This window comes from Luteibacter sp. SVR4-7G (assembly GCF_056755555.1).
The window spans coordinates 14,269-35,019 of the sequence record NZ_JBPGXO010000036.1; the positions used below are offsets into that span (position 1 = coordinate 14,269).

Here is a 20,751-nt window from a genome sequence, read left to right on the forward strand (position 1 = left end):
TCGTCCGCGACAGCCTTTCGCGAGCGCGCAGCAGGCCCTGTTGCTTCAGGGCTAAAAGCTGTCGCGGACCAGGTCCGCTCCTACAGGCCGTGGATACCTGCACGCCCTTGCAGGATCTCGGTCAGCACATCCGGAGCCACGTCGAACGAGTCGAAGTACAGCCGGTCTTCCGGCAGGTTCGCGTCGACGAACAGCTGGCGCGCCGCCGCGATCATGGCCGGCGGGCCGCTCATGTACAGGTCGACGCCGGACAGGTCCGGATGGTCCTCGAGCAGCGCCTCGTGGACCAGGCCCTCGCGCAGTCCGCTCGCCCGTGCCGCTTCGGGATCGGAAAGCACGGGCGTGAAACGGATCGTGGGCAGTTCTTCGGTCCAGTGACGGGCAAGCTCGAGCAGGTAGAGGTCGGCCTCGCTGCGCGCGCCCCAGTAGATGTGCATCGGTCGCCGCGTGCCCAGCGCGATGAAGTGCTCGACGATGGCCTTCACCGGTGCGAAGCCCGTGCCTCCGGCCATGAACAGCATCGGCCGCTCCGAGTCTTCGCGTGGCACGAAGGTGCCCAGCGGCACTTCGACGGTGAGGCGATCGCCGACGCGTAGCGCATCGTATACCCAGCTGGTGAAACCGCCTCCCGGCACATGGCGGACGTGCAGTTCAATGAGCCCGTCCTCGCCCGGGCAGCCGGCGATGGAGAAAGGACGATGCTTGCCGTCCTCCAGGATCACGTCGAGGTACTGGCCGGGCAACCAGTTCACGCGCACGCCGTCGAGCGGCCTCAGCCATACGCCGACCACGTCGGGCGCGAGGGCGCGGCGCTCGGCCACCTCGGTTTCCACGCGACGGTGCGGTATGTCTTCCACCGAGGCGATCTCGCGGGCCTGGATGGCGATGTCGCCACAAGGCACGGCCTGGCACAGCAGGATGGCGTGGCGGGAGCGCGCGGCACCGGAGAGCGCCACGGGCGGGTTGCGCGGATAGCGGCATTCGCCGCTGACCAGCGTGGCCTTGCAGCTGCCGCACACGCCTCCGCGGCACGAATACGGGAGGGCGATTCCCGCGCGCTGGGCGGCTTCGAGCACGGTTTCGCCGGCGGCGGCGTCGAAGCGCTTGCCGGACGCTGTCAGGGTTACGGTGGGCACCCGCACATTGTAGGACAATGGCGGCTTGCCCCACAGGAAGCACGACGGCCATGGCCATCTGGAAGCACCCCATCGACCTCGCCCGGATCAACGGATGGAGCCGCGGCACCATGATGGAGACCCTCGACATCCGTTTCACGGCCTTCGGCGACGACTGGCTGCAAGGCACGATGCCGGTCGATCACCGTACCCGGCAGCCGTTCGGCCTGCTCCATGGCGGCGCCTCCGTGGTGCTCGCCGAGACGCTGGGCAGCTCGGCCTCGCTGCTGACCCTGGACGTGGAAAAAGAAGTCGCGGTGGGCCTGGACATCAACGCCAATCACATCCGCGGAGTACGGGGCGGCATCGTGACCGGCACGGCGAAGGCCGTCCACCTCGGCCGCACCACGCAGGTGTGGGAAATCCGCATCGAAGAGGAACACGGCAAGCTGGTCTGCCTCTCGCGCCTCACGATGGCGGTGATTCCCTCGCCAGGCGGCGCGCCGGGGAACCTGCGGGCGTGACCGGGCCCGCGCCGTACGCCGCGCTCTCGCCCGATGTCGTGCTCGCCGCCGTCGACGCGGCGGGCAGCTGGAGCGACGGCCGCCTGCTCACGCTCAACAGCTACGAGAATCGCGTGTTCCAGGTCGGGCTCGAAGACGGCGGCTTCGTCGTCGCGAAGTTCTACCGCCCCGGCCGCTGGTCCGACGCCGCGATCGGCGAGGAGCACGCGTTCGCCCTCGAACTCGCCGCGGCCGAACTGCCGGTGGTCGCACCGCTCGTGGTCGAAGGGCGCACGCTGCTGCGTCGCGACGGCTATCGCTATGCCTTGTATCCACGCCGCGGCGGACGCGCACCCTCGCTGGAGTCGGCGGACCAGCTCGAATGGCTGGGCCGCCTGCTCGGGCGCATGCATGCCATCGGCTCTCGCGAGCGTTTCCAAGCGCGCAGCACGCTCGACCGCGCCACGATGATCGATATGCCGATGCGCGCGGCACTCGGTTCGGACCTGCTTCCCGGACACCTGTTCGAGGCCTACCGGCATGCCGCCGGCCGCGTGGACGAAGCGGTGGCGCGCCGCTTCGAGGCGGTGGGTCCGCTGCGCCCCATCCGCCTGCACGGCGACTGCCATCCCGGCAACGTGCTGTGGACCGATGCGGGGCCGCACTTCGTCGACCTGGACGATGCGCGCATGGGTCCGGCCGTGCAGGACCTGTGGATGCTTGCAGGCGACGACGCGATGCTGGACGCCCTGCTGGAAGGCTATGGGCAGTTCCGCGATTTCGATCCCGTTGAGCTCGCCCTCATCCCCGCGCTGCGCGCGATGCGCCAGGTCCACTACGCCGGCTGGATCGCCGAGCGCTGGCACGATCCGGCCTTCCCCGCGGCATTCCCGTTCGCCGCCGAGGCGCGCTGGTGGGAACAGCACATCGCCGACCTGCACGAAATCGCCGATGATCTGTAATCGCTTCAACCCGGAGACTCCATGCATTCCTTCCTGACCCGCGTCATTGCCGTCTTCGAAATCGCCGGCGGGCTGTTCGGCCTGGTCCACCAGTTCGACCGGCTGCTCGGCGGACGCTTCGGCGGTCTCGACGCCATCGGCGCCGTGCTCGGCGTGCTGCTGTTCGGCTTCATCCTCGTGGCCGGCGTGCTGCTGGCCAGCAACGACGGCCGCGGCACCAGCATGTCGATCTGGGCGCAGTTCCTGCAGGCGCCGCTGATCGCCACCCCCGTTTTCAGCTACGCGCTTTCCAGCGGCGCGTATGCGAACCTGTCGATGACGTTGCAGCGCTCGCCGCGCCTCGGTTTCGACTGGGCCATCGCGGAACATGGCTGGCTGCTCGCCATCGGCGGGCCCTCCGCCGCGCACGTCGGCATCAACCTGCTCGCGCTGGCGTCGTGGCTGGTCCTGCGCTTCGGCCGATGAGCGCCGGTATCATTCACCAATGAACGCTCCCGCACTTCCCGTCATCCGCCTCAAGTCCGACCGCGTGCCGGGCCACCCCTGGATCTGGTCGGCCCAGATCGTGAAGCCCGCCGACCGCCTGCCGCCCGGCAGCGTGGTGGACGTGGAGGACGCCAGGGGCCGCTTCGTGGGCCGCGGCTTCTGGAACGGCCACGCCCGCGTGGCCCTGCGCCTGCTCACCACGAACGCCGGCGAGGCCATCGACGAAGGCTGGATCGCCGCGCGCCTGGACCGCGCCGTGGCCTTGCGCCGCGAACTGCTTCGGCTGGACGAGGTAAGCGACGCCTGGCGCGTCGTGCACAGCGAGGGCGACGGACTGTCCGGCCTCGTGGTCGACCGCTACGCGAACCACCTGGTGGTGGAGTACTTCGCCGCCGGCATGTGGCGCTTCCGCGACACCATCCACGCCGAACTGCAGCGCCACTTCCCGGGCGCGTCGCTGTACTGGTTCGCCGAACAGCACGTGCAGCGCCAGGAGTCCTTCGACGTGCGCTCCAATGACGCGCCCGCGGCGGTGGACGTCCACGAGCACGGCCTGGCCTTCCACGCGGCGCCCGGCCTGGGACACAAGACCGGCTTCTTCGCCGACCAGCGCGAGAACCGCCGCCGCTTCGCCGCGCTCGCCCGCGGCCGCCGCGTGCTCGACCTCTGCTGCAATGCCGGCGGCTTCGCCGTGCATGCGATGAAGGCAGGAGCCCTGGAAGCCACCGGCGTGGACGCCGACGCGGCCATCCTCGAGGTGGCGCGCGAGAACGCACGCATGAACGGCGTGAAGGCGCACTTCGAACAGGGCGATGTCTTCGAGTGGCTGCGCGCGGCCATCGCCCGCGGCGAGACCTGGGACGCGGTGGTCCTCGATCCGCCCAAGCTCACCCGCGACCGCAACCAGGTGATGAACGCGTTGAAGAAATACTTTGCGATGAATCGCACGGCGCTGGATGTCTTGGCACCCGGCGGCATCCTCCTCACCTGCTCCTGCACGGGGCTGGTCGGCGAGAACGATTTCCTGGAAATGATCCGCCGTGTCGCGCTCAACGCCGGCCGCGACATCCAGGTGCTGGACGTCGCGGGCGCCGGTCCCGACCATCCCGTGGCGAGCAACGTGCCGGAGAACCGTTACCTCAAGGCGGTCTTCTGCCGGGTTGCCTGACGGAGCGTTCACCCTGCCTTGATCGCGCGCCGGGACATAGTCCCGGCCATGTCCAGGAATCCCCCACCCGAGGCGCTCGCGCTGGTGAGCGCGGAGCAGGCACACGCGAAAGCGGCGGGCCTCGTCTACGTATGCGACACCGACCCGGGCATCACCCGGTGCAAGCGCGGCCGCTCGTTCCACTACATCGATAGCGACGGGCGGCGCGTGACCGACGATGCCGTGCTCCAGCGCATCCGCTCGCTGGCCATCCCTCCCGCGTACACGAACGTGTGGATCTGCGCGAACGAACGCGGCCACCTGCAGGCGACCGGGCGCGACGCCCGCCAGCGCAAGCAGTACCGCTACCACCCGCGCTGGCGCGATGTCCGCGATCGCGGCAAGTTCGAGCGGATCCTCGAGTTCGGCGAGGCGCTTCCCCGGCTGCGCCGGCGGCTGCGCAAGGACCTGGCCCTGCCCGGCCTGCCGCGGGAGAAGGTCCTGGCACTGGTGGTGAGCCTCCTGGAAGAAACGATGATCCGCGTCGGCAATGACGTCTATGCGAAGCAGAACAACTCATACGGACTCACCACGCTGCGCTCCCGCCACGTGGCCGTGCGCAAGGGCCGCATCAGCTTCCACTTCCGCGGGAAGAGCGGCCTGTGGCGGGATGTCGAGCTCGACGACCGGAAACTGGTGAAGGCGATACGCCGCGTGCAGGAGCTGCCCGGCCAGCGCCTGTTCCAGTACATCGACGACGAGGGCCAGCCGCAGCCGGTGGACTCGGGCATGGTCAACGATTACCTGCGCGAGATCACCGGCGGCGAATTCACGGCGAAGGACTTCCGGACCTGGGGCGGCACCGTGCACGCCGTCGCGACGCTGGCCGCCCTGACCCTGCCCGAGGAAGGCGGCGAGCGGGCGGTGAAATCCGTGCTGGCGGGCGCGGTGAAAGAGGTGGCGGCGGTACTGGGCAACACGCCCGCCGTGTGCCGGGCGTCGTACATCCATCCCGAAGTCTTCGCCGGCTGGACCGACGGCCACCTCCATCGGTGGGTTCCTGAAACCTGCCTTCGTTTTCCCCGGAAATTGGAAGCAGCAACCCTGACTTTTCTGCGGCGACGGCTTCGTGCGACGAAGCGCTCCCGCTGAGACGAATGGACGGCTATAGTGCGCGCGGGGTTGGGGTTCGAATGATCTTGGGACAGTGGTGAAGATGTCGCAGTGGAAGGCAATCCCGATCTTGCTGGGCCTGTGCGCGGGCATGGCCGCGCATGCCCAGGAAGCCCCGGCGAGCCCGCCGCTGGCGGAGCCTGCCACCGGGGAGCATCGCGGCGTGGTGGACGACACCTGGATCATCGCGCCCAAGCGGCTGGGGGACGCCACGCTCGTCACCGTGAAGAACTATGCCGACGAAGGCGACATCGCCGCCGGGGTATCCCTGCGCTACAGGATCGACAACGCCGAGTGGATCATCGCCGACGTATTCATCTACCCGGCCGGCGAAGGCGACAACGCGACGATGCTGCGCCGAGCCATGGACGACTTTCGCGAATCCGTGGCCTTCGCCGAGCGCCAGGAGATTTATCGCAACGTGTGGTGGGGCGACGAAAGTCCATACACGGCGGTATTGCCGGGCGGTAAGAAACTCGAGGGCCGCTTCCTGCCGATCGTGTTCGACGCGCAGCAGGACATGCTCACCTCGCGCGCCTATCTCTTCTACCGGAAACTCTACTTCGTGAAGATCCGCCTGAGCACGGCGGTGGAAGCGGTGGACTCGCTGGCGGAAAACGCGGACCGTTTCATCGGCAGCCTGCTGGATGGCCTCGATATCGTCAGCGTGGGCACCTGCGGGGGGATGGGCGCACTGTCGCCGAAACGACAGAAGGTGAACGGCTGCACCACCCTTCGATACGAGCCGCCGCGCGAGGACGCCGCGCGTGCCGTGCTGCACCTGTCCTTCGGGCCCGGCGACTGGGGCACCTCGCAGAAGCCACAGCCCTGATGCAGAACGGCCGGGGCGCGTCCCACGCCCCGGCCGTGCCGTTCACTGGCTGGCGGACCGGGAGCTCAAGTCCTTGAGCCCACCGCGGTGCCAGCCTGCGGCGACCCGTCCATGATGCGTGAGTCAGCGATTCCAGCCCATGGAACTATTCTGAAAAATCGGTGAGCGTCAGCGTGATCGTCCGGCCGCTGGCCATGCCGAGGACCAGCTTCTGTCCCGGCCTTGCCGTATTGACGACGTCGCGCCAGCCCCACCCGCCCAGTTTCGCCGCTGGCACGCCGTCGACGGAAAGGATGGCGTCGCCGCTCCTGATGCCGGCTTCGGCAGCGGGGCTGTCCGCGACGACGAAGGCCACGGTAAGACGGTCCGGCCGGTCTTCCTTGCGGCCCACGCGCATGCCCGGCTCGAGGTTCCATGGGCCCCCGGGCTTCGATACACGTGGGGCGAGGTACATCGCGCCACGGCGGTAGTCCATGTGCACGAGGAACTGCGAGAGCACGTCCTGACCGATGTTGCCGGCTTCGCTGACGTTGGCTGTCGCGCCCGCGTTCGGTGGCGTCAGCTGGGCGACATGCCCGTGAACGGTCACCTCGCCCATGCCCAGCGACTGGATGTGCGAAATGCGCGAGACGAAGGCGCCGCCCACGCCACCGCCGCCGCCCAGGGCGTAGCCCTTGCTATAGCGCTCGAGCAGGCCGTTACGCTCCGCCCACTGCGGAAAGACGAGGAGGTGCCCGCTGTTGCCGGTGTCGATGCCGAACACGCCCGGCTTGCCGTCCAGCGCGCCGTCGATCAGCGGCATGTCGAAGGTGAAGCGCAGCGGCACGGCGGTGCCCGTGCCGGGTAGCGGCGCCGTACCGATGTCGAAAGGAACGAGGCGCAACCGCTTTGCGTCGTAATCGAACGTGACGGCGAACCGCTCGAACACTTCGAGGCCGAGAATCCCGGCGATGGGCTCGCGCTCGCCACGATCGGAAAAACTGAATCCGAACGGCATCACGAGGAAGGTCTGGTCGTGAAGTTCCGCATCGCCCAGCGCCATCGAGGCGACGTGCGCGTAAGCGAGAGACATCGAGCCCGGCCCGGAGCCCGTGCTCACGCCTTTGCCCTGCCCCTCGATGCCAAGCTTCTTTGCCGCCGCTTCGGTGAGGATGGCGTGGCCGCCGGTGTCCAGGATGAAGGGCAACGGCTTCGCGCCGTTGATGGAGACGTCCACCAGCAGGGCGCCGCCTTCGAGCGTCATCGGCGTGGACGCTTCGTGCGCCTTGTTGCGCATGACCACGTCGCCTGGCAGCAGCGGTGGACGCGGAAGCGCCGTGGCCAGGGCGGTGGCATCCGGCGAGCTGTAGCGGCCGATCCGCACGGTCTCGTTACTGTCCTCCGTACCGCTGTCCGTCCTGGCCACGGTGACGATGCGGTAAGGCATGGGTACGCCGGCGGTATCGCGGTAATCGCCGAACTCGCGCGTCACCGTGAAGAACGACGAGCGCCACCGCGCGCGCACGACGCGTCCGTTCTGGCGGTCCATCCACAGCGTGACGGTACGTCCCTCGTGTGGTGTCGCGTCCACACGCAGCAGTCCGCCGTCCGGGGCGACCGCCGAGTAAGTCGTGTCGTCTTCATCCAGCCAGCCCATGCGCAGCAACCACGCCTCGGTCACCGCGACGGGGAGCGCCTCCCGCGAATCGAAGGCGTGCACGCCGCCGGAAACGTCCTGGTGCCACCGCCCCTTCCCGTCTGCGCCGTCCGCATAGGAACGCGCCGGATGGGTGACCGAGACCCGCCAGCTGCCAGTCCGCCGGTCCACCGCCTCGCGCCAGGAACTCTGCAGCCCCTCGCTTTCCTGCTTCCCCTCCGCGACGAAGGCGGGGTGGGCTTTCCATGCCGGTGCCACGGCGGTTCGTGCAGCCTGCAACGGAGGCGGAAGATCCGCGGCGGAGACGGCCGGGACCACAAGCGCAAGCAGGAGAAGCAGGGACACGCGCATCGTTCACCTCCGTCGTGCGGGCTTCACCGCATCCTAGGGAACACTCTCCTCAGGCGCGGGTGCCAGACGTCAGGGTACGCCGCCACGCCTTCAGCCCCATCGCGGCGAGCACGATGAAGCCCGCGTAGAGCACCGCGGTCACCGGCAGCGCCTTGTAGACGTACTCGCCCACGTAGAACACGTCCACCACGATCCACAGCCACCAGGCCGCCGCGTGGCGTCGCGCCTGCCACCATTGCGCGACGAGGCTGAAGGCGGTGAGCGCCGCGTCCAGCCACGGCAGCGACGCATCGGTATAGCGATGCATGCCATAGCCCAGCGCAAGCGCGGCCGCCGTGCCGATCGCCAGGTGCAGCGCCGCATCGCGCACCGGCAGCGCGGCCACGCGCACATGACCGCTGTCGTCGAGGTTACGCAGCCAGCGATGCCACCCGTAGAGGATCAAGACGGCGAAGATCGCCTGGAGCAGCGTGTCGGAGTAGAGCTTCGCGTCGACGAAGATCCACGCGTACGCGGCCACCGAAGCCAGTCCGACCGGCCAGCACCACGGGCTGCGCCGCGCGGTCAGCCACACGCCCGCCGCGCTCACCAGCGCGGCGGCGACTTCGAAGGGCGACAGCTCAAAGGTCATAGGTCATCGACAGGCGCGCAAGTCGCGGCATGCCGGGGAACAGGTAGCTGTCGCCGCCCGAACTGCCGGTGTCGCGCCAGTAGAAATGATTGAAGACGTTGTCCACGTTCAACCGGAACGTCAGCGCGTGACCGTCCACGCTCGTCGCGTAGCGCAGGCCCGCATCGAACACATGATAGGCGGGAACGCGGCGGGTGCCGTCCGGCGTGGCGACGTTGGCGCTCGCGTAGCGCCAGCCGCCGAGCAGCGCGAGGCCCGGTGCGAACGGAAGGCTGTAATCGGCGTAGACCGCCGTGCGCCAGCGGGGCACGTTCACCACCTGGTGATCCTCGTAGGCCGGGACGCCGGTGTCTTCCGCGCGGGCGCGGATGAAGTTCGCGCTGGCGGTGAGGCGCAGGTCGTCGCTCACGCGGCCGGCGAGGTTCAGCTCCACGCCCGTGTGCACCTCCCGTCCCTGCTGCACGAAGGTGAAACCTTCCGGCGTGCCGTCCGGCCGCGCGAACTGGTACGACTGGCTGATGCGATAGAGCGCTGCCTGCAGGTCCAGCGCATCGCTCACCGCGTATTTCACACCCGCTTCCACCTGGCGCGAATGCAGCGGCGCAAGCGTCGTGCCGCCGTTCGACGTCCAGTACGGCGCCTCCCGGCCGAGCGAAAGGCCCTCACCGTAGCTGACGTAGGTGGTGAGCGGCTCGGTCGGCTGCCAGAGCACGGCCGCCTGGGGCAGCGTCTTGCTCATCTCCGTCCGGCGGTCGGGCACGCCGGCATCGTCATACGAGCGCTCGTCGAGGCGCACGTGGCGCGCGCCAGCCAGCACCTGCCAGTGTTCGCCCAGGTGGATCCTGTCGATGGCGAACAGCGTGCGCTGCCAGCTGGTCAGGCGGCGCACCGATGGGCCGGGCTGATTGGGCGAGGGATCGAAGACGGGCACGACGCGATCGTCGATGTTCGCGGTGCCGACGTAGTCGTAAACGTAAGGGCGCTGGTCCAGCGTGCGGCGGAACGACGTGGCGCCGAGGTTGACTTCATGGTCCACCGCGCCGGTCGCGAAACTTCCCGTGAGCACGCCGCGCAATTCGTCGTTCTGCCGCGTATCGTCCGGGCTGCGGAAGTCGTAGACGTCGTAATCGCCGTTCGGCGCGAAGAAGTATCCCGGCGTGGCACCCGACGCGCAGGATGCCGCGTAGAAGCAGCCGTAGGCGAACGCGACGTTGTCGTCGATCACCGTATGGCTGTGGCCGGCCGATACCTGCGCGTTCCAGGTATCGCTGAAGCGGTAATTGAAACGCAGCGAGCTGTTGCTCGAATGAATGCCGACCGGGCGCTGCCACGGCTGGTAGCCGAGCAACCGCGTGCGGCTCGGGTGTTGCGGGATGCCGGTGCCTCCAAGCAACTGGTAGCCCGATGCGGAGCGCTGGCCGCTGGTCTGGTAATCGGTGTCCAGCAGCAGCGTGGCCTTGTCGCTGATCTTCCAGTCCGCCGCGACGGAGACGAAGCTGCGCCGTCCGTCGGCATGTTCGACGTACGAGTGCGTCTTCTCGTTGGCCGCGTTCACGCGCATGCCGAAGCTGGGCGAGAACCAGGCGCCGAGATCCAGCGCTTCATAGTTCGATCCGTGCGAGTCCGTGCCGACCGTCACCGTGTGCACGTCCGCCGCGCGCTTGCTCACGTAGTTCACGAGGCCGCCCGGCTCCACCACGCCCGCTTCCAGACCGCCGAGCCCCTTCAGGATCTCCACCCGCTCCTTGCCTTCCAGCGCCTGGAGCTGTTCCGCCGACATGATCATGCCGTTGAAGCGGAATCCCGTGGCGAGATCGAGCGGGAAGCCGCGGATGGAGATGTCCTGGTAATAGCCCGCCGGCGCGTAGTTGTCGTTGACCGCCGAATCGCCGCGCACCAGTTCGCTCAGGGTACGCGGCTGGCGGTCGTCGATCTGGGCGCGGGTGATCACCGTGATCGCCGCGGGCGTGTCGTGCAGCGGCGCACTGCCGAAGCTGCCGAAGGTATCGAGTTGCGAATCCGCGGCACGGTAGCTGTTCGCGGTGCTGGCGTGGACATCCACGGCCGGAAGGGTGCGCGCCTGCTGCGGGGTCGCCGCCTCGTCGGCAGCGTGAGCGGCGGTGGCGGGGAGCAGCAGGGCCAGGAAAAGCGGGGTACGGGAGAGAGTCATCGTCGTCTTCGGGTTCACGGACGAAGCGACGGCAAACCACGGGCGCGAACGGCCTCCGGGGTTCTGCAAGCTCCCTACGCCGGTGCTAACCGGGTCAGGTTCCAAGGGACTCTCTCAGCCCGGCGTTCGCCGGGCACCCCCGCTTCTAGAACGCCTATTGAACCACGAATCCTCAGACGGCGCTGCGGATCGCTTCGAGCAAGGCCCGGCCGTGAGGTCCGCCGAACCATGCCGCATGGCCGCGGAGGAAGGTGTGGTAGGCCACGTCCGCGTGCTCTCGCCGCTGCGTGATGCCCTCGAAGTACTCCACTTCGGAGAGGGCGAAATCCAGGTGCACCAGGGGCAGCAGGTCTGCCAGCAGTGCCAGCGCAGCGGCGTCCAGCGGCCGTACCGCGCGGTAGCCCTCCACGATCGCGAGGGCCAGGTCGTGCCGCGCGATGTCGCCCCCCTCTATTTCCAGCCAGGCGATGGCATTTCGTTCGATGGCGGTGGCGAGGTCGAACAGGGCGAACGTCGCCGCGCTGAGCCCGAAGTCGAGGACATCGGTGATCGTCGCATCGTCTTCCGCGCCGCTCCAGCAGAGGTTGGATACATGCCAGTCGCCATGCGTCCACAGCCGGGGCTGCCGGGCGAGCGCATCGACGGCGCGCCCATGCCATGGCGCGATGGCCGAGCCGATCTCGCCGCGCCAGTCACGCTCATCGAGGTAGCGCGCCAGGGCCGGGCGTGCGGGAAGCTGGCCTGCCAGCGTCGCCAGTGGATCCTTCGCAGCAAGGATGTCAGCGCGGGCGACGAGGATTTGCGTCTGCCGTTGCGGTGCGTCGTACGTTTCCGCCGCGCAGTGCAACCTCGCGAGCATGCTTCCCGTCGCGAGCGCATGTCCCCTGCCGCCGATCGGCGACCACGAGAACGCGTCGCGATAGATGTCGACGCCACGTGCGGGCTCATGCAACTCGTACACCCAATGCCGCGTACCGAAAACGGTATTGCCTCCGGCATCGCCGAGGATGCGCGGCACCGGGATGCCGGCCTCGCGCAGAGCCATGGCGAAACGGTGTTCTTCGGCCAGGCTGGCTTCGTCGCGCACGCCGCGGTGGTGGCGCTTGACGAAGACGCGTCCCGTCGCGGTTGTCGCCAGCGCGGCGGCAGAAAGCGGCCTTGGGCTTCGCCAGTCGACGGAGCGAAGTTCGCCCAGCGACGGAACGCGCGCGACCGCCGCGGCGACTTCGTCCGCCGTCAGCGGTGGCCAGTCGGGTTCCAGTTGGTCGCCGGCGAGTCCGTGCGAGAGATGGGCGTCGTCGATCATCGACGCAGACTACGAATCATCCCTTCGGACGTCCAGGCGCCCAGGCAGCCGCCGGCGATACGGGCTGTCTGCTCTTCGTCGTGCGTGCGGCGCAGGCTGGCGCAGATTTCGCCGAAGCTGGCACCCGCCAGGGCCAGGTCCAGGCAGGAGGATTCATCGGCGGTCATGCTGGCGAAGCGCGGGGACAGGCCTTGTCGCCAGACGCGGGCGCCCACGCCGGCATCGACGATGACGACAGGGGGAGGTGGCACTTCGTCCGCCAGCGCTCGCCAGATGGCGACCGCGTTGCTCAGCATCGAACGAAAGCGCAGCGTCGGCACGAAATCGATCTCCACGCGATCCCAGTCGTCGGCGACCAGGTCGCGCACTTCCATCGGCTGTGCGTCGGGGCCGGAAAACGCACGGCGCAGGTGCCAGTCTAGCCAAGCCAGTTCCCCCACCTCGACGTCGGCGGGATAGGCGTCCTCCAGCCATTGGACGAAATGCTCGCCGTACGCGTCGAGCGTCCACGACGCAGGCGCATGGCGGTCGATATAACGCGCCGCGTTGGCATCGAACGCATCGTCGCCAAGCCAAAGCAAGGTCTTCCCGAACGTATCGCGCAGGCTTGCGAGAAGTTGGGCGCGGTAATTGTTCGCGTAGATGGCCATGCCCCGCGCATCGATACCCTCCGGTATCGCACCGGTAGTGAGCGCGGCGGCAAAAGCGCGCTGCCGTTCCCTGATATTCATGCCGCGCGCCGGCGTGCTTCGCTGGCCAGCTCGCGCGCGTGCGCAAGCTCGGCCAGCAGCTCCGGGAGCGGTGGGATGTGATCGTCGCGCTCGATCATCACCGCGACATCTCCCAGGCGCTCGACGAAGCGCCCATAGAGCGCCCATACCGGATCGCATACGGGCGCATCGTGGGTATCGACCAGCATGTCGCGCCCCTGGCTGTGTCCGGCCAGATGAACCTGCAGGACACGTTCGAGCGGCAGGCGCTGCAGCCAGTCGTCGGGATCCAGGCCGTGGTTCGTCGCACTCACGTAGATGTTGTTCACGTCGAGCAGGAGGTAGCAGCCGGTGCGCGCGCAGAGTTCGGTGAGGAAGGCGGCCTCGCTCATGCCCGCCTCCGGGAACGCGACATACGTTGAGGGATTTTCCAGCACCAGCGGCCGGGCGAGGGCATCCTGCGCGGCGTGCACGTTGGACGCGACAAGGTCGAGCGCCTCTTCCGTATACGGCAGCGGCAGGAGGTCGTGGGAGTTGAAACCGTCCACGCCGGTCCAGCAGAGATGGTCCGATACCCACATCGGCTCGATGCGATCCGCGAGGCGGCGCAGACGCCGCAGGTAATCCATGTCGACGCCGTCGCCGGAGCCGATGTTCATCGAGACGCCGTGCAGGGCGACCGGGTAACGCGCGCGGACGCCGGCGAGCACGTCGAGCGGCTTCCCGCCCTCGACCATGAAGTTCTCGGAGATGACTTCAAGGAAATCGACCGGCTGGGCGGTCTCGATCACGTCGTTGTAATGCGGGATGCGCAGGCCTAGCCCGAACCCGGACAACGGTGTGGGTGAAGGATGGGACATGCAGCGCTCCGGACAAGAGCCCGGCTTCGCGGGGAAGCCGGGCAGCCTGACTTACTTGGCGGTTTCGCTGCCGCCCTGGGCCTTGCATTCCTTCACCGAAAGTTCCTTGAAGCCCTGGCCCTTGCAGCTGTTCATGCCCTTGCATTCGTTGTGGGCGGTCTTGCAGTCGGAGGTGCCTTTGCACGTATTGATACCGTAGCAATGCACCGTCTTGCCGGCGCCCTGCTCCGCGGCATGCGCCGGAGCCGAGATGGCGGCGACCGAGACGGCAAAAACGGCGGCGGCCGCGGCGATGCTGTGGGTGGCGGTATTCATGGATCGTTCTCCGTGACAGGATGATTTGCCGGATGGCATGGTCGGATTCGCTGGGCAGGGCCCGCCGGTTACAGAGCATACCTTCAGCGGATGCCGAAAGCCCGGTCCAGCGAGACGCGGCCGCCGCCCCGCCCGATGAGGTAGAGCAGGATCGCCGCCCAGGAAAGGTGGGTCGGCCATGCATCGGGGTAAACGAAGATCTCGATGATCGCGGTCATCCCGAGAAGCACGGTTGCGGAAAGCCGCGTGACGAGGCCGAGGACCAGCAAGACGGGGACGAAGGTCTCCACGCTGGCCGCGATGTGGGCGGCGATCTCCGGCGGCACCAGCGGCAAGCGGTATTCGGTACGGAACAATTCGTACGTGCCCTCGGTGACGGTGAGGAGACCTTCCACCTTCGTGCGTCCGGACTGGAAGAAGATGGCGGCGATGGAAAGGCGTGCCACGAAGGCGAGCAGGTCATGACCGATCCACCGCTCCAGGTGACCGGCCGCGGTGCTCCAGCGGCTGCGCAAGGTGGGACGGACGGGTGTGACAACGGTGGATGCCATGGCGGGCTCCTTCATGACGTGGCGAATGCGCCGGACTGCAGGAGCCCGGAAAGGATGAGGTCGATGCGTGCGTCCGGATGCGCCCGAGCTGCCGCGATCGTGGCCTCGCCCAGCGTGGCGCCGGCAAGACAGGCCTCGAGCAGCGCGATGTCCACGGCGCCCGCCGGAAGGACGCGCACCTCGTGCGCCACGCGGACCACGACGGCGTGTTCGGCCTCCCAGCGAAGCCCGTCGCCCACGGGCTGGCCCGCACGGCTTGCCTTCCAGATCGTGTACGCCGGAAAGTTTGAGGCGAACCAGCGCGTGGCCGGATGCAGGCGCAGGCGCGTGCCGGCCAGTGCCGGGGGAGCGCGCATCGCCAGGTGTCGTGTGCCGAGCGGTGTCGCGTCGGCGGCGTGGAGGCTTTCCGAGCACAGGCGATCCAGCCGCGCGACGTCGGCGAGGTACGGCAGCCCGGAGGCCGGCGCGAAGCCGCCGAGGAATCGCGGGAACGCTGCCCCGTAGGCGACGAGCCGGGCGTCGCGCGGCGGTTCCGACGCGACGTGGATCGCGGCGGCGGCACGGAACCACGCGCGGCCGACCAGGCAGACGACGCTCGGGAAATTGGCTTCCAGCGCGTCCAGGCAGGCGCGCATCACCGTGTTGCGGTAGACCGCGAAGGCTGGGTGGGCTGCCGGATCGAACGCCGGTGCTTCATCGAAGAGCGCGGCGGCGAACGCGTGCTGGAACGAGGCGAGTCCGCTCATGCCGCCGCCCGGTATGCGCCGAGCAAGGCGTTCGCGCGAAGGCATTCGTCATGCCATGTGTCGAACGCCGGCACGTTGCCGTCCCGCTCGACGAGCGTCGGATGCGCGCCACCGATGGCCAGGGCATGGAGATAGAGTTCCCATACCGGTTCGGCAACCGGAGCGTCGTGCGAGTCCACCAGCAGGCCGGCCGCGAGGCCGTCGTCGACGCCATGGCCGGCGAGGTGGATCTCGGTCACCGCGTGCCACGGGAACCGGTCGAGGTATGCGCGCGCGTCCATGCCGAGGTTGTGTGCGCTCACGTAAACATTGTTGATGTCGAGAAGCAGCCCGCATCCGCTACGCCGGACCAGTTCGGCGAGGAACTCGGTCTCGCTCCAGTCGTGACCTTCGAGGGCCAGGTAATGCGATGGATTTTCCAGCGAGAGCCGGCGCCCAAGCGCGTCCTGGCTCCGCTGTACGTTCTCCACGACACGCGCGAGTGCCTCGTGGCTGCGCGGGAACGGCAGGAGGTCGGGAAGGTAGGTTCCGTTCCACGCCGACCATGCCAGGTGTTCGGACACGAGCACGGGCTGCACGCGATCGATGAGCCGGCGCAGACGGCGCAGGTGCTGCGCATCCGGCGCCGCGGCGGCGGCGAGCGAAAGCGACACGCCATGCAGCGACACGGGGTGCCGCTCGGCCAGCGCATCGAGCATGGCCGGATACGGACCGCCCTCGGCCAGGTAATTTTCCGGATGCACCTCGAACCACAGTCCGGGCGATGCGCAATGCAGCGCGTCGTCGATGTGCTGCGGCTTGAAGCCCATGCCTACAGCGAGCGGCACGGGCATGGGGTCAGTCCGTTTTCGTCAGCGAACCGTGGCCGTCCGGCGTCTTGATCGATGTGCAGGTGCCGGCCGGCACGAGCTTCCACGCGTTCTTCTGGTAGTCGGCCTTCGCGGTGCCCGCGCATGTGGTGCCCGGGCCGGCGGCGCAGTCGTTATGTCCCGCCTTCGCGACTCCCCAGCATTTTTCCATGGCGGGCTTGGCGCTTTCCTTATCGTCGGCGTGGGCAACCCCGGTCGCCAGTGCGGCGAGGGTCAGGGCGAGCGTGACGGCGTGACGGTTCATGCGTAACTCCTTGGGTACCGGACGGTGTGTCCGGGTCTTGAAAGAGTTCGCCGGGAGGCCCGGTCTGGTTACAGCGTGCGGCGCTTGTAACCGGAAAGGCCAATGGAACGAAGTTCCGGACATGAGCATCGACGCGTCGCCCTGGTTCCTGGTCTTACCGGCATCGCGGCACGTTCCCATACGTCCAGGTCATTGCGATGTCAGACGCAGCACGGATAGACCCCTGCCGATGAAAAAGCGGCAGGTCGTCGGGGAAGGACAAACGGTGGGCACATCGCCCGCCGAAGCCGATCTGCGCGCGTGCTTCATCGCCGGCCTCGCCGGCGACGCGGCGCGCTACCGCCGCTTCCTCGAAGGCCTGTCGGGCCACCTGCGCGCCCACCTCCGCCGCCGGTTGCCCCGCGCGCAAGCGGATGTGGAGGATATCCTGCAGGAAACCCTGCTGGCCGTGCACAACGCACGGCATACCTACCGCACGGAGCAGCCGCTCACTGCCTGGGTTCATGCGATCGCCCGCTACAAGCTGATGGATTTCTTCCGCGCCCATTCCCGCCGAGAGGCACTGCACGAGCCGTTCGAAGACGACGGCGGCCTTTTCGTCGCCTCCGATGTGGAGCCGGCGGATGCGCGGCGCGACGTGGGCATGCTGCTCGAGGCCCTGCCCGACCGTCACCGCGTGCCCATCCAACTGGTGAAGCTCGAGGGGCTGTCCGTCGCCGAGGCCGCCCAGCGCAGCGGCATGTCCGAGTCGGCCGTGAAGGTCGGCGTGCATCGGGGCTTGAAGGCCCTCGCCTCGCACATCCGGCGGCAGTCATGAAAACGGAGGATCTGATCGCCCTGCTCGCGACCCAGACGCCCCCGGTGGACCGCCGCGGGCCCGCGCGCCGCTTCTTCCTGGCCTGGATCGCCGGCTTTGCGGCGGCGCTGCTGCTGATGGTCGTCTTGCTTGGCGTGCGCCCGGATATCGAAGAGGCCATGGCGATGCCGACCTTCTGGTTCCGTCTGGGCTACGCGAGCGCCATTGCCGCTGCGGCTCTCTGGGTCACGGCGCGCCTGTCCCGCCCGGGCGTCCACGTGGGTGGCGCGTGGGCCGTGCTTGCGACACCGGTCGCCATCGGCTGGGTAGCCATGGGCTGGGTGCTGGCCCACGCCGCGCCGGGTACCCACATACCGCTGGTTCTCGGCCATACCTGGCGGGTCTGTCCGATCCTCATCGCTATCCTGGCCATGCCGGCGTTCGTCGCGATGCTCTGGGCGGTCCGGGGCATGGCGCCGGTGCGACCGCGGCTGGCCGGCGCCGCGGTGGGTTTGCTCTCCGGCGCCACCGGCACCGTGGCCTATTGTCTCCACTGCCCGGAAATGGCCCCGCCGTTCTGGTCCACCTGGTACCTGCTGGGCATGCTCATCCCCGCCGCCCTCGGCGCCCTGGTCGGTCCGCGCGCCTTGCGCTGGTAGCCATATCGCGAGAAATCCGGGCGCGTATTCGGCAAATCGTCGAAAACGCCGTTCAGTCGATGGCGGACGGGCCGCTATACCTTCAAACTAGACGTGCGGTCGGGATCTTCCTGGTGCCGCCAGGATCCCGAACCGAACGCACGGCCGGCGTATGAAGTGCCTCGTCATCACTGGCCAATCATCCCAGGACGTAAGCCAGAGGGGCGAACGACGTGGTCAGAGCAAACAGGGATCCGTTGATCTGGGGGCGCTACCTCGCCGTGGCAGGGGCCTATGCGGCCTGTTACGAGCTGACCCGCCATTTTTCGTTCTCGCACTGGATGCTGCCTGCAGGGCTGAGGCTGGCCTGTCTCCTGCTGGTACCGCGACGCTTCTGGCCGGCTTTGGCCATCGGCGAAGCCCTTCCCGTTGCGGAAATGGCCTTCCTGCATACCTCCGCTTTCGGCATCGTGTGGGCGCTGGCCGCATCCGTTCCACCCATCGTGTTCTGCATGCCTGTCGTTGCGTGGATGCGTAACCGCGCGCCGCTGGTGCTGAGCGACGGGCAGATCAACATGAGCCTGATCGTTTCCGTCACCCTCCTGTGTGCGGCAGTCACCGCAGGGGAGAACTCCCTCGTGCTGACGACGGTGGTGATGGGCGATGGTTCGCCCGGCCCCGTCATGACGGTTCCGATCTTCCTCGTGTGGTTCCTCGGTGCCTATCTCGGCGCGCTGGCACTGGCTCCCACCATCGTCGCACTCCGCGAGCGCCTGGCGGGTCAGCCGCAGGGCGTCGTCACGTGGCGTGCCGTGAAGCAGAGTCCGCTGTTCCGCGACACGATGCTCATCGCGCTGCCCTTGCTGGCCTTGCTTACGGTGCTGACGTCGTTCACCAGCGACGGCGCGCTGCAATGTGCGCGCATCGCCATGGGCTTGCCCGTGATCGTGATGGCGTTGCGGCATGGCTGGCACGGCGCCTCCATCAGCTCCCTCCTCGCGAGCATCGCCATCGCATCGACGGCGTTCACGCTGCAGGATCCCGCGATGATCCAGGCCCAGGTCGTCCTGTCCTTCATCATCACCACGTCGCTCCTGTTCGGTGTCCGTGTCGCACGGCGGCAGGCGGCCCTGCACGTTCTAGCAACCCAGGAACTGTCCGTCCACGGACGCCGCCGCTGAGGAGCCTGCCACTCCCCAACGGGCGGCTTGCTACGGCGTTTATCGACCCGTGCATTCCACGGGATTGTTCTTGCAGTCGGCGGGAACCAGCATGAGTCGCGCGGTGCCATCGGTCTGTGGCGCGACGAACAGCTGCACCGATCCATCGTCGTAGACCAATTGGACAGCTGTGCTGGCAGGCGCAGGCAGCGGTTCATCCGGGGTGGCGAGCGTGTCCGTACCGATGGGCAGGCCCGTCAGTTTGTATGGCGTGCGAGCGAACGCGCCGCGCACGGCGCCACTGGCATCGTTGACCTGGATGTAGCGTGTGCCGCCACGCTCGAACACATAGACATGGTAGTTGGGATTCGTGCTCACGTCGGTGGCATTTGGCCAGGACTGGCCGAGGCCGGAGATGGCGGTTTGCGCATGAGCGGCACCGATGCCGAGAGCAAACACGACGAGCGACGCAAGCAAGCTGCGGGTGGGATTACGCATGGCAGTGATCCTCGTGGTTGGTTTATGCAGTCTGCGCTCGGACGGCGTCAGATCGTGCAACCCGTCCGTGCTGTATAGACGAACGAGCGAGGCCACTTTCCCGCATGAATCCTGCCAATGCGGCTGTGCGTGCCGAATTAGCGCATACATTGTCCGGAAGCGACATTCCGGACAGCAGGTCTGCTAGACCTGATTGAGAGGAATCTTCAGATAGCTGACACCATTCGCCTCAGCCGGCGGCAGGATGCCCGCACGCATGTTCACTTGCACCGCAGGAAGAAGGAGCCGCGGCACCGGCAGCGTCGCGTCGCGACCCGTGCGCATGGCGGTGAACGTTTCTTCGTCCACGCCATCGCGAAGGTGGACGTTGTCGCGGCGTTCCTCCGCAACGGTCGTTTCGTTGACGAATCGATCGCGCCCCGGCGCCTTGTAGTCATGGCAAAGAAAGATGCGCGTTTCGTCGGGAAGCGCGAAGATCTTCTGGATCGAGCGATAAAGGATTCGCGCGTCTCCTCCAGGGAAGTCGCACCGCGCCGTACCGTAGTCGGGCATGAACAAGGTGTCGCCTACGAATGCGGCATCGCCGATGACATGCGTCATGCAGGCTGGCGTGTGTCCCGGCGTATGCAAGGCCACCGCCTCGATGCTGCCGAGAAGGTAACGCTCGCCGTCCTTGAAGAGATGATCGAACTGGCTGCCGTCCCGCGGAAAATCCGCGCCCGCGTTGAGCAGATTCCCAAATGTCTCTTGCACGGCGACGATGCGTTCACCGATGCCGACGCGCCCGCCTAGCACCGACTGCACGTATCTCGCGGCCGACAGATGGTCGGCATGCACGTGAGTGTCGATCACCCACTGGACATGGAGCCCGTGGGCCCTGACGAAGTCGACGATAACGTCAGCCGAAACATGACTCGTCCGCCCCGCGGCCGCGTCGTAATCGAGAACGCTGTCGATCACCGCGGCCTGTTGCGTCGCGGGGTCCCAGGCAACATAGCTGAACGTGTTGCTTGCTTCGTCGAAGAAGGCTTTGACATCGGGGGTGGCCACGG

23 protein-coding genes and 1 riboswitch are annotated in these 20,751 nt (G+C 67.6%); of the genes, 9 read left to right on the forward strand and 14 right to left on the reverse strand.

What is annotated here, in order from left to right:
- Positions 1 to 80: 80 nt before the first annotated feature.
- A complete protein-coding gene (locus tag ACR9ZH_RS13730; protein ID WP_481291319.1) occupies positions 81 to 1,136 on the reverse strand; it encodes a 2Fe-2S iron-sulfur cluster-binding protein in 1,056 nt (351 codons plus the stop codon).
- A 50-nt stretch (positions 1,137 to 1,186) separates the two neighbouring features.
- Between ACR9ZH_RS13730 and ACR9ZH_RS13735 the strand changes: the two genes are divergently transcribed.
- The 6 genes from ACR9ZH_RS13735 to ACR9ZH_RS13760 all read left to right on the forward strand — a co-directional run bounded on the left by ACR9ZH_RS13735 (position 1,187) and on the right by ACR9ZH_RS13760 (position 6,218).
- Entirely contained in the window at positions 1,187 to 1,639 is a 453-nt protein-coding gene (locus ACR9ZH_RS13735) for a hotdog fold thioesterase (RefSeq protein WP_481291320.1), read from the forward strand.
- The gene (locus tag ACR9ZH_RS13740; RefSeq protein ID WP_481291321.1) at positions 1,636 to 2,580 is read left to right on the forward strand and encodes a serine/threonine protein kinase; all 945 of its coding nucleotides are present in this window, start codon (positions 1,636 to 1,638) and stop codon (positions 2,578 to 2,580) included. The genes ACR9ZH_RS13735 and ACR9ZH_RS13740 overlap by 4 nt, the downstream gene beginning before the upstream one ends.
- Before the next feature lie 21 nt (positions 2,581 to 2,601).
- Positions 2,602 to 3,045 carry a hypothetical protein gene (locus ACR9ZH_RS13745; RefSeq protein WP_481291322.1) on the forward strand — a complete coding sequence of 148 codons (444 nt, stop codon included), beginning with the start codon at positions 2,602 to 2,604 and terminating at the stop codon, positions 3,043 to 3,045.
- 19 nt (positions 3,046 to 3,064) lie between these two features.
- On the forward strand, positions 3,065 to 4,234 hold the full coding sequence (locus ACR9ZH_RS13750) for a class I SAM-dependent rRNA methyltransferase (RefSeq protein ID WP_481291323.1): 1,170 nt from the start codon (positions 3,065 to 3,067) through the stop codon (positions 4,232 to 4,234).
- A gap of 48 nt (positions 4,235 to 4,282) precedes the next feature.
- On the forward strand, positions 4,283 to 5,365 hold the full coding sequence (locus ACR9ZH_RS13755) for a DNA topoisomerase IB (protein WP_481291324.1): 1,083 nt from the start codon (positions 4,283 to 4,285) through the stop codon (positions 5,363 to 5,365).
- Between the two features lie 64 nt (positions 5,366 to 5,429).
- Positions 5,430 to 6,218 (forward strand): hypothetical protein, encoded by a 789-nt coding sequence (locus tag ACR9ZH_RS13760; RefSeq protein ID WP_481291325.1) that lies wholly within the window; start codon positions 5,430 to 5,432, stop codon positions 6,216 to 6,218.
- Between the two features lie 145 nt (positions 6,219 to 6,363).
- On the opposite strand, the gene ACR9ZH_RS13765 is transcribed toward ACR9ZH_RS13760, so the two are convergent.
- From ACR9ZH_RS13765 to ACR9ZH_RS13815, 11 genes are all read right to left on the reverse strand, one after another.
- Positions 6,364 to 8,205, reverse strand: coding sequence for an aspartyl protease family protein (locus ACR9ZH_RS13765; protein WP_481291326.1), 1,842 nt, complete (start codon positions 8,203 to 8,205; stop codon positions 6,364 to 6,366).
- A gap of 49 nt (positions 8,206 to 8,254) precedes the next feature.
- Entirely contained in the window at positions 8,255 to 8,836 is a 582-nt protein-coding gene (pnuC, locus tag ACR9ZH_RS13770; RefSeq protein WP_481291327.1) for a nicotinamide riboside transporter PnuC, read from the reverse strand.
- Positions 8,826 to 11,006: a TonB-dependent siderophore receptor gene (locus tag ACR9ZH_RS13775; protein ID WP_481291328.1), complete on the reverse strand. Its 2,181-nt coding sequence runs from the start codon at positions 11,004 to 11,006 to the stop codon at positions 8,826 to 8,828. Before ACR9ZH_RS13775 ends, pnuC begins: the two co-directional genes overlap by 11 nt.
- A gap of 54 nt (positions 11,007 to 11,060) precedes the next feature.
- A riboswitch (TPP riboswitch) is annotated at positions 11,061 to 11,157 on the reverse strand.
- A gap of 21 nt (positions 11,158 to 11,178) precedes the next feature.
- Positions 11,179 to 12,312 (reverse strand): phosphotransferase enzyme family protein, encoded by a 1,134-nt coding sequence (locus ACR9ZH_RS13780; RefSeq protein WP_481291329.1) that lies wholly within the window; start codon positions 12,310 to 12,312, stop codon positions 11,179 to 11,181.
- On the reverse strand, positions 12,309 to 13,043 hold the full coding sequence (locus tag ACR9ZH_RS13785) for an HvfC/BufC family peptide modification chaperone (RefSeq protein WP_481291330.1): 735 nt from the start codon (positions 13,041 to 13,043) through the stop codon (positions 12,309 to 12,311). The genes ACR9ZH_RS13780 and ACR9ZH_RS13785 overlap by 4 nt, the downstream gene beginning before the upstream one ends.
- Positions 13,040 to 13,882, reverse strand: a complete 843-nt coding sequence (bufB, locus tag ACR9ZH_RS13790; RefSeq protein ID WP_481291331.1) for an MNIO family bufferin maturase — start codon at positions 13,880 to 13,882, stop codon at positions 13,040 to 13,042. The genes ACR9ZH_RS13785 and bufB (ACR9ZH_RS13790) overlap by 4 nt, the downstream gene beginning before the upstream one ends.
- Before the next feature lie 51 nt (positions 13,883 to 13,933).
- A complete protein-coding gene (gene bufA2, locus ACR9ZH_RS13795; protein ID WP_481291332.1) occupies positions 13,934 to 14,197 on the reverse strand; it encodes a BufA2 family periplasmic bufferin-type metallophore in 264 nt (87 codons plus the stop codon).
- Positions 14,198 to 14,280: 83 nt separating this feature from the next.
- Positions 14,281 to 14,748 (reverse strand): DoxX family protein, encoded by a 468-nt coding sequence (locus tag ACR9ZH_RS13800; RefSeq protein WP_481291333.1) that lies wholly within the window; start codon positions 14,746 to 14,748, stop codon positions 14,281 to 14,283.
- Between the two features lie 11 nt (positions 14,749 to 14,759).
- Positions 14,760 to 15,494: an HvfC/BufC family peptide modification chaperone gene (locus ACR9ZH_RS13805; RefSeq protein ID WP_481291334.1), complete on the reverse strand. Its 735-nt coding sequence runs from the start codon at positions 15,492 to 15,494 to the stop codon at positions 14,760 to 14,762.
- A complete protein-coding gene (bufB, locus tag ACR9ZH_RS13810; protein WP_481291335.1) occupies positions 15,491 to 16,327 on the reverse strand; it encodes an MNIO family bufferin maturase in 837 nt (278 codons plus the stop codon). The genes ACR9ZH_RS13805 and bufB (ACR9ZH_RS13810) overlap by 4 nt, the downstream gene beginning before the upstream one ends.
- A gap of 4 nt (positions 16,328 to 16,331) precedes the next feature.
- Entirely contained in the window at positions 16,332 to 16,607 is a 276-nt protein-coding gene (locus ACR9ZH_RS13815; protein ID WP_481291336.1) for a BufA1 family periplasmic bufferin-type metallophore, read from the reverse strand.
- 121 nt (positions 16,608 to 16,728) lie between these two features.
- Between ACR9ZH_RS13815 and ACR9ZH_RS13820 the strand changes: the two genes are divergently transcribed.
- The 3 genes from ACR9ZH_RS13820 to ACR9ZH_RS13830 all read left to right on the forward strand — a co-directional run bounded on the left by ACR9ZH_RS13820 (position 16,729) and on the right by ACR9ZH_RS13830 (position 19,222).
- Positions 16,729 to 17,424, forward strand: coding sequence for a sigma-70 family RNA polymerase sigma factor (locus ACR9ZH_RS13820; RefSeq protein WP_481291337.1), 696 nt, complete (start codon positions 16,729 to 16,731; stop codon positions 17,422 to 17,424).
- Positions 17,421 to 18,062 (forward strand): NrsF family protein, encoded by a 642-nt coding sequence (locus tag ACR9ZH_RS13825; protein WP_481291338.1) that lies wholly within the window; start codon positions 17,421 to 17,423, stop codon positions 18,060 to 18,062. The genes ACR9ZH_RS13820 and ACR9ZH_RS13825 overlap by 4 nt, the downstream gene beginning before the upstream one ends.
- 212 nt (positions 18,063 to 18,274) lie before the next feature.
- Positions 18,275 to 19,222 carry an MASE1 domain-containing protein gene (locus tag ACR9ZH_RS13830; protein WP_481291339.1) on the forward strand — a complete coding sequence of 316 codons (948 nt, stop codon included), beginning with the start codon at positions 18,275 to 18,277 and terminating at the stop codon, positions 19,220 to 19,222.
- A gap of 39 nt (positions 19,223 to 19,261) precedes the next feature.
- Here ACR9ZH_RS13830 and ACR9ZH_RS13835 read toward each other — a convergent pair whose 3' ends face one another.
- Positions 19,262 to 19,699 carry a hypothetical protein gene (locus ACR9ZH_RS13835; RefSeq protein WP_481291340.1) on the reverse strand — a complete coding sequence of 146 codons (438 nt, stop codon included), beginning with the start codon at positions 19,697 to 19,699 and terminating at the stop codon, positions 19,262 to 19,264.
- A 183-nt stretch (positions 19,700 to 19,882) separates the two neighbouring features.
- A complete protein-coding gene (locus tag ACR9ZH_RS13840) occupies positions 19,883 to 20,749 on the reverse strand; it encodes an MBL fold metallo-hydrolase (protein ID WP_481291341.1) in 867 nt (288 codons plus the stop codon).
- Positions 20,750 to 20,751 lie beyond the last annotated feature (2 nt).

Excerpts from the sequence above, each read along its gene's own strand:
- ACR9ZH_RS13735 (WP_481291320.1), top strand. The coding sequence starts at position 1,187 with ATGGCCATCTGGAAGCACCCCATCGACCTCGCCCGGATCAACGGATGG.
- ACR9ZH_RS13745 (WP_481291322.1), top strand. The coding sequence starts at position 2,602 with ATGCATTCCTTCCTGACCCGCGTCATTGCCGTCTTCGAAATCGCCGGC.
- ACR9ZH_RS13750 (WP_481291323.1), top strand. The coding sequence starts at position 3,065 with ATGAACGCTCCCGCACTTCCCGTCATCCGCCTCAAGTCCGACCGCGTG.
- ACR9ZH_RS13755 (WP_481291324.1), top strand. The coding sequence starts at position 4,283 with ATGTCCAGGAATCCCCCACCCGAGGCGCTCGCGCTGGTGAGCGCGGAG.
- ACR9ZH_RS13760 (WP_481291325.1), top strand. The coding sequence starts at position 5,430 with ATGTCGCAGTGGAAGGCAATCCCGATCTTGCTGGGCCTGTGCGCGGGC.
- ACR9ZH_RS13765 (WP_481291326.1), bottom strand. The coding sequence starts at position 8,205 with ATGCGCGTGTCCCTGCTTCTCCTGCTTGCGCTTGTGGTCCCGGCCGTC.
- pnuC (WP_481291327.1), bottom strand. The coding sequence starts at position 8,836 with ATGACCTTTGAGCTGTCGCCCTTCGAAGTCGCCGCCGCGCTGGTGAGC.
- ACR9ZH_RS13775 (WP_481291328.1), bottom strand. The coding sequence starts at position 11,006 with ATGACTCTCTCCCGTACCCCGCTTTTCCTGGCCCTGCTGCTCCCCGCC.
- ACR9ZH_RS13780 (WP_481291329.1), bottom strand. The coding sequence starts at position 12,312 with ATGATCGACGACGCCCATCTCTCGCACGGACTCGCCGGCGACCAACTG.
- ACR9ZH_RS13785 (WP_481291330.1), bottom strand. The coding sequence starts at position 13,043 with ATGAATATCAGGGAACGGCAGCGCGCTTTTGCCGCCGCGCTCACTACC.
- bufB (WP_481291331.1), bottom strand. The coding sequence starts at position 13,882 with ATGTCCCATCCTTCACCCACACCGTTGTCCGGGTTCGGGCTAGGCCTG.
- bufA2 (WP_481291332.1), bottom strand. The coding sequence starts at position 14,197 with ATGAATACCGCCACCCACAGCATCGCCGCGGCCGCCGCCGTTTTTGCC.
- ACR9ZH_RS13800 (WP_481291333.1), bottom strand. The coding sequence starts at position 14,748 with ATGGCATCCACCGTTGTCACACCCGTCCGTCCCACCTTGCGCAGCCGC.
- ACR9ZH_RS13805 (WP_481291334.1), bottom strand. The coding sequence starts at position 15,494 with ATGAGCGGACTCGCCTCGTTCCAGCACGCGTTCGCCGCCGCGCTCTTC.
- bufB (WP_481291335.1), bottom strand. The coding sequence starts at position 16,327 with ATGCCCGTGCCGCTCGCTGTAGGCATGGGCTTCAAGCCGCAGCACATC.
- ACR9ZH_RS13815 (WP_481291336.1), bottom strand. The coding sequence starts at position 16,607 with ATGAACCGTCACGCCGTCACGCTCGCCCTGACCCTCGCCGCACTGGCG.
- ACR9ZH_RS13820 (WP_481291337.1), top strand. The coding sequence starts at position 16,729 with ATGAGCATCGACGCGTCGCCCTGGTTCCTGGTCTTACCGGCATCGCGG.
- ACR9ZH_RS13825 (WP_481291338.1), top strand. The coding sequence starts at position 17,421 with ATGAAAACGGAGGATCTGATCGCCCTGCTCGCGACCCAGACGCCCCCG.
- ACR9ZH_RS13835 (WP_481291340.1), bottom strand. The coding sequence starts at position 19,699 with ATGCGTAATCCCACCCGCAGCTTGCTTGCGTCGCTCGTCGTGTTTGCT.